The 11583-nt window shown below is 28.8% G+C and carries 11 protein-coding genes and 1 other RNA gene; 5 read left to right on the top strand and 7 right to left on the bottom strand.

Going from position 1 to position 11583, the window contains the following annotated elements; genetic code table 11:
* The first annotated feature begins 58 nt into the window (after window positions 1-58).
* Window positions 59-1435, top strand: a complete 1377-nt coding sequence (gene lpdA / locus CLV86_RS02335) for a dihydrolipoyl dehydrogenase (protein ID WP_076732997.1) — start codon at window positions 59-61, stop codon at window positions 1433-1435.
* Between the two features lie 73 nt (window positions 1436-1508).
* Here lpdA and CLV86_RS02340 read toward each other — a convergent pair whose 3' ends face one another.
* The 3 genes from CLV86_RS02340 to CLV86_RS02350 all read right to left on the bottom strand — a co-directional run bounded on the left by CLV86_RS02340 (window position 1509) and on the right by CLV86_RS02350 (window position 3487).
* Window positions 1509-2147, bottom strand: a complete 639-nt coding sequence (locus CLV86_RS02340; protein ID WP_121049199.1) for a porin family protein — start codon at window positions 2145-2147, stop codon at window positions 1509-1511.
* 249 nt (window positions 2148-2396) lie between these two features.
* Window positions 2397-2813, bottom strand: coding sequence for a type II 3-dehydroquinate dehydratase (gene aroQ, locus CLV86_RS02345; protein WP_121049202.1), 417 nt, complete (start codon window positions 2811-2813; stop codon window positions 2397-2399).
* 80 nt (window positions 2814-2893) lie between these two features.
* Entirely contained in the window at window positions 2894-3487 is a 594-nt protein-coding gene (locus tag CLV86_RS02350) for an outer membrane beta-barrel protein (RefSeq protein ID WP_121049205.1), read from the bottom strand.
* 242 nt (window positions 3488-3729) lie between these two features.
* Between CLV86_RS02350 and xerD the strand changes: the two genes are divergently transcribed.
* The 3 genes from xerD to CLV86_RS02365 all read left to right on the top strand — a co-directional run bounded on the left by xerD (window position 3730) and on the right by CLV86_RS02365 (window position 7196).
* Window positions 3730-4626, top strand: a complete 897-nt coding sequence (gene xerD, locus CLV86_RS02355; RefSeq protein WP_121049208.1) for a site-specific tyrosine recombinase XerD — start codon at window positions 3730-3732, stop codon at window positions 4624-4626.
* 114 nt (window positions 4627-4740) lie between these two features.
* Window positions 4741-5883 (top strand): PAS domain-containing sensor histidine kinase, encoded by a 1143-nt coding sequence (locus CLV86_RS02360; RefSeq protein WP_121049212.1) that lies wholly within the window; start codon window positions 4741-4743, stop codon window positions 5881-5883.
* A gap of 155 nt (window positions 5884-6038) precedes the next feature.
* Window positions 6039-7196 carry a sensor histidine kinase gene (locus CLV86_RS02365; protein ID WP_121049215.1) on the top strand — a complete coding sequence of 386 codons (1158 nt, stop codon included), beginning with the start codon at window positions 6039-6041 and terminating at the stop codon, window positions 7194-7196.
* A gap of 46 nt (window positions 7197-7242) precedes the next feature.
* Here CLV86_RS02365 and rny read toward each other — a convergent pair whose 3' ends face one another.
* The 4 genes from rny to CLV86_RS02385 form a co-directional block, all read right to left on the bottom strand.
* Window positions 7243-8817 carry a ribonuclease Y gene (gene rny, locus CLV86_RS02370; RefSeq protein WP_076734392.1) on the bottom strand — a complete coding sequence of 525 codons (1575 nt, stop codon included), beginning with the start codon at window positions 8815-8817 and terminating at the stop codon, window positions 7243-7245.
* Window positions 8818-8869: 52 nt separating this feature from the next.
* Window positions 8870-8990, bottom strand: a non-coding RNA gene (gene ssrS, locus CLV86_RS02375) — 6S RNA.
* Window positions 8991-9043: 53 nt separating this feature from the next.
* Window positions 9044-9337: a cell division protein ZapA gene (locus CLV86_RS02380; protein ID WP_121049218.1), complete on the bottom strand. Its 294-nt coding sequence runs from the start codon at window positions 9335-9337 to the stop codon at window positions 9044-9046.
* 16 nt (window positions 9338-9353) lie between these two features.
* Window positions 9354-9644 (bottom strand): hypothetical protein, encoded by a 291-nt coding sequence (locus CLV86_RS02385; RefSeq protein ID WP_121049222.1) that lies wholly within the window; start codon window positions 9642-9644, stop codon window positions 9354-9356.
* A 239-nt stretch (window positions 9645-9883) separates the two neighbouring features.
* Here CLV86_RS02385 and CLV86_RS02390 point away from each other — a divergent pair, with 239 nt between their 5' ends.
* A complete protein-coding gene (locus CLV86_RS02390) occupies window positions 9884-11569 on the top strand; it encodes a M23 family metallopeptidase (protein ID WP_121049225.1) in 1686 nt (561 codons plus the stop codon).
* Window positions 11570-11583: the final 14 nt, after the last annotated feature.

Below are 11583 nucleotides of genomic sequence, written 5' to 3' on the forward strand. Positions count from 1 at the left end.
GATATTCCAATTGAAAATCCTTAAATTTGTGTTTCTTAAAACGACTAAAAATTATACGATGAGTAAATACGATATTATTGTTCTTGGAAGTGGTCCTGGAGGCTATGTAGCTGCTATTAGAGCATCTCAATTAGGTTTTAAAACTGCTATTGTAGAAAAGGAAAATCTTGGTGGAATATGCTTAAATTGGGGATGTATACCTACAAAAGCATTGTTAAAATCTGCTCAAGTTTTCGAATATTTAAAACATGCAGAAGATTATGGTCTATCTGTAAAAGAATACGATAAAGATTTTAATGCTGTTGTTAAGCGTAGTCGTGGTGTTGCTGAAGGAATGAGTAATGGCGTTAAATTTTTAATGAAAAAAAATAAAATTGACGTTATTGACGGCTTTGGAAAATTAAAAGCTGGAAAGAAAATTGATGTTGATGGTAAAGAGTATAGCGCAGACCACATTATTATTGCAACTGGTGCACGCTCTAGAGAATTACCAAGTTTACCACAAGATGGTAAAAAAGTAATAGGCTATAGACAAGCTATGTCATTACCAAAACAACCTAAAAAGATTATAGTTGTTGGTTCTGGAGCTATAGGTGTTGAGTTTGCTTACTTTTATAATTCTATGGGTACAGAAGTAACCATAGTAGAATATCTAGACCGAATTGTACCAGTTGAAGACGAAGAAGTTTCTAAGCAGTTAGAACGTTCTTTTAAGAAAAATGGTATAAAAGTTATGACTTCTGCAGAGGTAACAAGTGTGGATACATCTGGAGAAGGTGTTAAAGCTACAGTTAAAACTAAAAAAGGTGAAGAAATACTAGAAGCTGATATTGTATTATCTGCAGTTGGTATTAAATCTAACATTGAAAACATTGGATTAGAAGATGTTGGTATTGCTGTAGATAGAGATAAAGTTTTAGTAAACGATTATTACCAAACAAATATTCCTGGCTACTATGCAATTGGAGATATAACTCCTGGTCAAGCCTTAGCCCACGTAGCATCGGCTGAAGCTATTTTATGTGTTGAAAAAATTGCAGGAATGCACGTTGAAGCTATAGATTACGGTAATGTACCTGGTTGTACTTATTGTACTCCAGAAATTGCTAGTGTTGGTTTAACAGAAAAACAAGCCAAAGAAAAAGGTTTCGATATTAAAGTTGGTAAATTTCCATTCTCTGCCTCTGGTAAAGCAAGTGCCGGTGGAAATAAAGAAGGTTTTGTAAAAGTAATTTTCGATGCCAAATATGGCGAATGGTTAGGATGCCACATGATTGGTGCTGGTGTTACAGATATGATTGCAGAAGCTGTTTTAGGTAGAAAATTAGAAACTACTGGACACGAAGTTTTAAAAGCAATACATCCACATCCTACTATGAGTGAAGCTGTTATGGAAGCTGTAGCAGATGCTTATGATGAGGTTATACATTTATAATAGATAAATATTATTTACATAAAAAAAAGTTCCAGAATATTCTGGAACTTTTTTTATTATATCTATTTATGTTTTAAAACATAAAACCTAATCCTACTTGTAAAACATTATTTTTAGCATCTATTCCTTGAAATGGTGTATTGTCATCAAATATATCTGTAACTCCAAAATTGTAACGTCCATTTACAAACAAGCCACTATCAAATTTATATGATGCACCTAATGCTACACTTGTACTAAAATCTTTAACGTATGAGTCTTCAGAATTTATTTCAATATCTCCTCCATCGTTAGTAGGTTGAAAATCTAATTCTTCGTGAATTTTAAAGCCAAATTGAGGTCCAACCTCTACACTTAATCCTTTAACTAAATATGCTTTTAATAATAAAGGAACTTGTATGTAGTCTAATTGATATTCTATATTATCATTAGTATCAAAAATATTATCTTGATCGTTTTCGGCAACATCAAATCCTTGTCCAGAATAAAAAACCTCTGGCTGAAATGATAGACGTTCAGAAATTGGAACTTCTGCAAGAACACCTACATTAAAACTAGTTCTCGATTCTAAATCTCCAAAATCGTCACCACTAATTGTAGAAGAGTTTAAACCTCCTTTTACTCCAAATTGAACTTCTTTTGAATCTGATTGTGCATTTAAAAATACTAAACCAGAAATAAAAACTGCTGTACTTAAAATTATTTTTTTCATGTTATATATTTTTTGGTTATTACATCGAAATTACGAACTGTAATCCAAAAAAGATGTCCAATTAACATGGTTTAACAGCGATATTAAATTATTTAACTTTTATTAATAATTATGCTAAATATCATCCTTAAAATTTATATTTTTTTTAATATTTTATTTATGGTTATTAATAATAAAAACATGATTTTATATTACCAATAAAATCGACTACCTTATTTAGAAAAAATTATTTTCTTAAATTTTAGAATATTATAAAAAACTCTGGATAGCAAGCTCATAGCTCTGCAATCCAAATCCTAATACAACGCCTTTAGCATTGGGAGCAATAAACGATTGGTGCCTAAACTCTTCTCTAGAAAAAGTATTTGATATATGCACTTCTACAACCGGAGTTTCTATAGCTTTTACAGCATCTCCAATACCAACAGAAGTATGTGTATAAGCGGCTGCATTTAAAATAATACCATCATAATTGAAACCACATGATTGAATTTTATCTATTATTTCACCTTCTATATTAGATTGAAAGTGCTCCAAGGCCACGTTGGGATATTTTTCTTTAACAGTATCAAAAAATTCAACAAAAGTTAAGCTTCCATATATGTTAGGCTCGCGTTTACCAAGTAAATTTAAGTTTGGACCGTTAATTATTATTATTTTTTTCATATTGTAAAAATACAAAAGTTATGGCATAAAAAAACCGAAGGTTTAAAGCTTCGGTTTTTTTTTATAATATATAATTAAGTTTAGTTAAACTTATAAACAACACCAAAATTAATATCATTTAAGTTTAAACCAACATCGAAATTATCTGTTGACTCCGCTCCATCAAAATCTGCCTCTGAAGTAGAATATCCTAATACACCAACCGATGCTTCAATAGCAAAGTTTTTAGAAACAAAATAACTAATACCTGGTGCAAAAGCAATATCAAAACCATCGTAACCAATATCTGTTAATTTATTATCTCCAGAAGTGTAGTCTACTCCTAATTCTGTAAATAAAGAGAATTGTGTAGCTGGAGTAAAATAATATCTACCAAAGGCTCCAACAGAATATTCGTTAGAATCTACAGTATCAACACCATTATCGTCTGATGATAAAGAAGTAAAACCTGCCTGTAATCCAACAGCAATATTATTTGACACAAAATATCCAGCTTTAGGCGCAATATTAAAAACATTAGAATCTAAATCTCCTGTTTTTTCAGTACCAAAACCTACTGCTCCAGAAATAAAAACATCTCCTTTTTCGAAACCTTTAACTGTTACATCTTCTTGTGCGTTAACACTTGTAAAACCTAGCACTGCAATTGCAGCTGTAAAAAATAATTTTTTCATTTTAAATTGATTTTATTAATTTGAATTCACAAAAGTATTGTACAGTTTTACACTAGTTCCATCAAAAATTGTTAAATAAAAATCAATAAAAAACAACAACTTATTTATCAATAATTTATAAAAGATATTTAACTTTTCTTTAGCTTTAATTTTTAATATTTCTTTAACAAACATTATAAACTGAATTTTAATTTTAATGAAAAGGTGCTTCATTATTAAAGTTGCTTTTATATTTTAGTATTATGAAATGGGCAAATGCACTTAAAGATTATCAACTCTATTTAAAAATAGAACGTGGCTTATCAGAAAATTCAATAAGTAACTATAGTTATGATGTTAAAAAACTAATTAATTATTTAGAGGCTAATAATATTAGCATCTCTCCTATTTCAATATCTAAAGAAACCATTCAAGAGTTTATATATACTATTGCTAAAACTGTAAATGCGCGTTCACAGTCAAGATTAATTTCTGGTTTAAAAGGTTTTTTTAACTATTTAGTTTTTGAAGATTATAGAGATACAAATCCTTTAGACACTATAGACTCTCCTAAAATAGGCAGAAAATTACCAGATACATTAAGCGAAACCGAAATAAACCAATTAATAAACGCTATAGATTTAAGTAAACCACAAGGCGAGCGTAATCGTGCTATACTAGAGTTGCTTTATAGCTGCGGACTACGTGTTAGCGAACTTACAAATCTTAAAATTTCAGATTTATTTTTTGAAGAAGGATTTATAAAAGTAACTGGAAAAGGAGACAAACAAAGATTTGTGCCTATTATTGATTCTACACAAAAGTATATAGACATTTATAGAAAAGAAGTTAGAAATCATAAAAATATTACTAACGAGTTTAAAGATACTTTGTTTTTAAATAGAAGAGGAAAACAATTAACTAGAGCCATGATTTTTACCATAATTAAACAATTGGCAGTAAAAATAAATTTAAATAAAACCATCTCACCTCACACATTTAGGCATTCTTTTGCCACTCACCTTTTAGAAAATGGTGCAGATTTAAGATCCATACAATTAATGCTAGGACATGAAAGTATAACAACTACAGAAATTTATATGCATGTAGACAAAAGTCATTTAAAAAATGTAATAAAAACCTTTCATCCAAGAAAGTAAATAACATTTTATCGCGTTTTATTGCTTTTTGCAGATTTTTTTGTATATATTTGATTTATAGCTGTTTATTAAATTATTAAGTTCCCTTAAAAATAATTCAATTTAAGATTTGCTATGCTAAAAGCTAACATTAATTTTTTTAAGAACTTAAACGCGCCTGAATCTAACCTTCATAAGCTTCAAAAAGCTTTAGAAATTTCTAAGATTGGTGTTTGGGATTTTGATGGAAAAAACAATAAAGTCTTTTTTTCTAAATCTTCTAAAGCAATTATTGGTTTAGAGGAGGATGACTGTTTTGGCAGTAACATTAACGATTGGAATGACCGCGTACATCCTGATGATAAAAACAAGTATTTTAAAGACTTTAAAAATCATGTTGATGGAAAGACTAAGCTATATATAAATAAACACAGAGTATTGTGTAAAAATGGTAGCTATAAATGGATTTTAGATCAAGGTCAAATAATAAACAATCACAATAAAGATGGCTACATACATTTTGTAGGAACGCACACAGATATTTCTCGACAAATAAAAAATGAAATTAAAACACACAATGCGTTAACTATTGCAACAAAACAAAATAATAAACTTCAAAATTTTGCTCATATTGTAACACATAATCTTAAACAATATTCTGGCAATTTTGAAAGCCTATTAGAATTTTATGATCAAGCTGATACTGCTGAAGAAAAAGAAGAATTAATTACACATTTAAAAGAAGTATCTAATTGCTTAGAAAGAACAATTTTAAATCTTAATAGAATTGTTTGTGTTCAATCTAAAAAGAATACTAGTTTAGAACGACTTAATATTAATAATTTTATAGAACAAACACTTAAGTTATTAGATGTTGTAATTATAGAAAATAATGCTACAATTAATAACCTTGTTGACCCTAAACTCTACATACAATACAATCCAGCTTATTTAGAAAGTATTATACAAAATTTACTCTCCAATGCAATTAAATATAAACACCCACAAAGAGATCCTGTAATTACAATAAAATCTAAAATAACATCGCATAATATCACTATTTCTATAATAGATAATGGTATTGGTATAGATTTAGAAAAATTTGGAAAAGACATTTTTGGATTATACAGAACGTTTCATAATAATAATGATGCCGAAGGCGTAGGTTTATATTTAACAAAAAATCAAATTGAAGCTTTTGGTGGAAAAATAACAGTTGAAAGCGAAGTTAATATGGGTACTACCTTTAATATAATCATGCCTAATAAAAAATTATAATTATATTTTATAGTACTTTCAAGACACCAAATTAAACACTTTAACGTATTTATTTACATTTAATCGTTATTTATTTGTATTTTAGCATCGAATAAAAGCAAAAAAACATTGTTTTTTATATTTGAAACACCCCAAACATACAAATATTATTCTCCATGAATAAAATAAGTAATACCTATGAAGACATTAATGATTATGTAGATTATAATTCTAAAATAATAATCGATAATTTTATTTCTAAATTTGCTTTAGAAAATTCTAATATTGGTGTTTGGGATTTTAATGCTTTAAATAGAACAGTTAATTATTCTATTGAAGCTCAAAAAATATTAGATTTAGAACAATTAGACGACCAAACACAAGTTTACAATTGGCAAGATAGAATCCATCCAGAAGATTTAGAAAATGTTCTTAAAAATTTAAAAATTCATTTAGACAATAAAGCTCCTAATTATGTTAGTGAACACAGAATTATAACTAGAAAAGGGAATTATAAATGGATTAAGGATATTGGAAAAGTTGTTACAAGAGATGCAAATGGTAAGCACATTCGTATAATTGGAACGATAATAGATATCGATAAGCGTAAAAAACAAGAATCCAATATTACCGAGAAACAAAGTGTAATTAAAAAGCAAAACGAAAAACTTAAAAATTTTGCATTTATAGCTACTCATAATTTAAAATCTCATGCAGCAAATTTTGAAAGTTTATTAAACTTTTATGATGAAGCAAAAAACGACAATGAGAAAAAAGAGGTTATAGACTATTTAAAAACAATAAGTAATTCTTTAACAAAAACTATAAAAGGATTAAATAGAATTGTAAGTACAGAATCTTCAAAAGATAATAATATAGAAACTATTGACGTAAATAGCTTTGTTAACGATGCTATTAAGGCTTTAGAAATTAAAATAAAAAATACTGGAACTATTATAAATAAAGATATTACTAGCAATTTATCTTTAGAGCAAAATCCAGCTTATTTTGAAAGTATTTTACAAAACTTAATATCTAATGCTATTAAATACAGACATAAAGATAGAACTCCTGTAATTAATATTAAATCGCAAATAACAGAAGACCATATTATAATATCATTTAACGATAACGGTTTAGGCATAGACTTAAATAAATATGGAAATGATATTTTTAGTTTATACAAAACGTTTCATAACAACGACAATGCAGAAGGTGTTGGTTTATACCTTACAAAAAACCAAGTGGAAGCTTTCGATGGTGTTATAGAAATAGAAAGTCAAGTAAATATTGGCTCAACATTCACAATAAAATATCCAAATAAAAAAGCTTAGTCTAATAGACTAAACTTTTTTATTTTATAAAGTGTAATATTATATATTATTTAGCAATATTAACTGCTCTAGTTTCTCTAATTACAGTAACTTTTACTTGTCCAGGATACGTCATATCTGTTTGTATTTTTTGAGAAATACTAAACGATAAATCTGCAGCATTTTGGTCGTTTACCTTTTCGCTTTCTACAATAACACGTAACTCTCTACCTGCTTGAATAGCGTAAGCTTTTTTTACACCTTGAAATCCAAAGGCTATTTCTTCTAAATCTTTTAAACGTTGTATATAACTATCTAAAACTTGACGTCTAGCACCTGGTCTTGCTCCAGAAATTGCATCGCAAACTTGAATGATTGGCGATAGTAAAGATGTCATTTCTATTTCATCGTGGTGAGCTCCAATAGCGTTGCACACCTCTCCTTTTTCTCCAAATTTTTCAGCCCATTGCATACCTAAAATAGCGTGAGGAGTTTCCATATCTGCTTCAGCATCTGGCACTTTACCTATATCGTGTAATAATCCTGCACGTTTAGCTAATTTAGGATTTAAACCTAATTCTGCAGCCATAACTCCACAAAGTTTTGCAACTTCACGCGAGTGTTGTAATAAATTTTGTCCGTAAGACGAACGGTATTTCATACGTCCAACCATTTTTATTAATTCTGGATGTAGTCCATGAATACCTAAATCTATAACCGTACGCTTACCAACTTCTATAATTTCTTGTTCTATTTGTTTTTGGGTTTTCTTAACTACTTCTTCAATTCGTGCAGGATGTATTCTTCCATCGGTTACTAATTTATGTAAAGATAAACGTGCAATTTCACGTCTTACAGAATCAAAACATGATAAAATTATAGCTTCTGGTGTATCATCTACAATAATTTCTACTCCTGTTGCTGCTTCAATAGCTCTAATATTTCTTCCTTCTCGACCAATTATTCGGCCTTTAACATCGTCATTCTCTATGTTAAATACAGACACACAATTATCTACAGCTTCTTCTGTACCTATACGTTGTATCGTATTTATTATTATTTTCTTGGCGTCTTGTTGGGCAGTTAATTTAGCCTCTTCCATTTTACCTTGAATGTAAGCATTAGCTTCGGTTTTTGCTTCACCTTTAAGCGACTCTATTAACTGTGCTTTAGCATCTTCGGCAGATAAGCTTGATATTACTTCTAATTGCTCTATTTGGCTTCTATGAAGTCTATCTACTTCTTCTTGTTTTTTATCGATAATATCTAAGCGGTGATTGTAATCTTTCTTTTTAGATTCTAATTCTAAGTTTAATTTTTTATTTTTTGCTAGTTCGCTAGAAATTTGAGATTCTTTATCACGCGTGCGCTTTTCAGCATCAGACATTTTCTTTTCGCGACTAGAAATTACTTTCTCGTGCTCTGTTTTTAATTCTAAAAATTTTTCTTTAGACTGTAATAATTTATCTTTTTTAATGCTTTCTCCTTCACTTTTAGCATCTCTTAAAATATTTGATGCTGCTTTTTTTGCATTTTTTATAAGTTTTGAAGCATTATTTTTCTCCATCATTTTTGCTATAACAAAGCCTATAATTGCTCCAATAGCTACACCTGCAATACTAAATATTATTGTATTATCCATTGTTGTTAGTTTAATTGTAAAAAAAAAGCCTACACTAATTTTGGTTTTGTATAAACTCCTTAAAAACATGTTTAGGGCTAACAAGCTGATCAAGTATCTGCCCAAATGGTTTCCCATTAGCAGCACGCTTTTACAACTTTAACTCACCCTTTTTAAAGAATTAACTGTTGAGTTTATCAAAAAAATAATTAATGTAGGCAGTAACCTAATTTTATTTATAAGAACGTTAAGAACTTAAATGTAGTTCTAACATTTGGTTTAAAGTATTTAACTTTTCTTCCACATGTTCATTTACATACTCTCTATCTAAAGTTTTCTGTTCTACTTGAGATGCAAATTGTAATGCACACATAGCCAAAACATCTTGTTTATCTCTAACAGAATAACTTTGCTCAAATTGTTTTATCATAGCATCTATTTTTTTTGCAGCTTTTCGTAAACCTTCTTCCTGACTTGGCGGAATTGTTAAAGGATACACTCTATTTGCTACCGAAAGCTTTATTTTAAGCATTTCTGCCATAATTTGCTATGTTACACTATTCTGAAAGTTGACCTATACAATGGTCTATCTCTCTAATTAATGCGTTTATTTTGAGTTTAGTTTCTCGTTTATCATCGTCACTGCCAAGTATTGTATTCGCCATTTTAAGAGTGTCGTACTTTTCTTTCCAAGTAATAATTTCTAATTCTTGCCTTTTAATAGTACTTTGATATTGCTCTTGAGCTTTAGACAATTTTAAATTAGTTTCCCTTAAAACGGTTTGGTTTTTAAGGACTTTTTCTATTTTTAACTCTAAAGCATCTACAATACCCTCTATATTACTCATCTACAAATATCAATACTTATCTCACAAAGTTAACAGAACAGAACTTATTTAGCAATAGTTTTATCATAAAATTTCAAATAAAATAAAGTAACTCAATTAATTATTATTTAAACTTCAAAAAATCAATACAATGGGCTCGTATTTATTTTTTACTTTGGTATTAATTAGCAATTGTATATTTTAGCGTCTATACCAAATACTACTAAAATCCTTAAAATAAACTGGTACACTAAAATCTTATGCGTAAACTTTTTTTGTTTTTTTTTATTAGCTTTTCTGTTTTTTCTCAAAACCAATATCCTCAAGATTATTTTAGGTCTCCTTTAGATATTAATATTGTTCTTGCTGGTACGTTTGCCGAGTTACGCTCTAACCACTTTCACTCTGGTTTAGATATAAAAACAAAACAAATTGAAGGTTTAAAAGTTTATGGAATTGCAGATGGCTATGTAAGTAGAATAAAAATTACTCATTTTGGATATGGAAAAGCACTATACATAACACACCCTAACGGATATACAAGTGTTTATGCTCATTTACAAAAATTTAGTCCAAAAATTGAAGCTTATATAAAAGCTAAACAATACAATAAAGAGTCTTTTGAAATTGAGGTTTTCCCTACTAATGAAGAATTAAAAATTACAAAAGGAGAAGTTATTGCCTATTCTGGAAACACAGGCAGCTCTTCTGGTCCACATTTACATTTTGAAATTCGAGATAATGCCGAAAGACCTATAAACCCAATGCTTTTTGGTATAGACGTTAAAGACACAACAAAACCAATAGTTTCAAATTTTTACGCATATCCAATTGGTGCAAATTCTCACGTAAACGGTTCTAACAAAAAACAAAAACTTAGAGTAATTCCTCAAAAAAATGGAGACTATAAAATTGAAGATTTAAAAGCCTATGGAACCATTGGCTTTGCCATAGAAACAATAGACAGACAAGACTTAGCAGCAAATAAAAACGGTGTTTACAATATTTCCACCTATTTTAATGGTATGCAAAATTTTGAAATAGATTTTAGGCGTTTTTCATTTGCCGAAACAAAACACTTAAACCGTTTAATCGATTATTCTCATTACAAATCTGAAAAACAAAAACTTCAGAAATTATTTATTGAAGAAAACAATCCGTTAAGTCTTTATAACAACATAATTGATAATGGTTATATTACAATTCTAGACAGTACAGCTTCAGTTTACAAAACAAAAATTAGCGATTTTAAAGGCAACGAAACCAATGTAGATATTACTATAAAAGGAGATGTAAAAATTCCAGACGATGTTGAAGAAAAAAAAACAACGCAACACTACATACAACATGATCTAGAAGCTGAATTGCAACAAGATAAATTTAAAGTTAATTTTTACAAAGACACTTTTTACGATAGTTTCTTTATAGATTTTAATGTTAAAAACGACACACTTACATTACACAAACCTATTATTCCTGTAAAAAAGAGTTTTACTATCTCTTATGATATTAGCAATTTTAAAGAAGAAGATTTAAAACAATTATATATAGCCGAATTAATTGGGTGGAATAACTGGCCAAGTTATTCTCCAACAAAAAGAAAAGGAAATACATTAAGCACTTATACTAAAGATTTAGGAACTTACGTTTTAGCAAGAGACACTGTTGCGCCTACCATTAAACCTATAAACTTTAAAGATGGGAGTTGGCTAAGTAAATACAGGTATTTAAAAGTTAAAATTAACGATAAAGGTACCGGCATTTCAAATTACAGAGCCACTATAAATGGTAAGTGGATATTAATGGAATACAATTACAAAAAGAAAACGTTAACATACGATTTTAACGATGCTGTTAGTACAGAAACAAAAAACAAATTAAAAGTAATAGTTACAGATAACGTAGGAAATAGTACTACATTTGAAACTACTTTTTTTAGAAAATAAATAATAAACTACAA

The organism is Lacinutrix venerupis (assembly GCF_003663945.1).
In the GTDB taxonomy this organism is placed as follows: domain Bacteria; phylum Bacteroidota; class Bacteroidia; order Flavobacteriales; family Flavobacteriaceae; genus Lacinutrix; species Lacinutrix venerupis.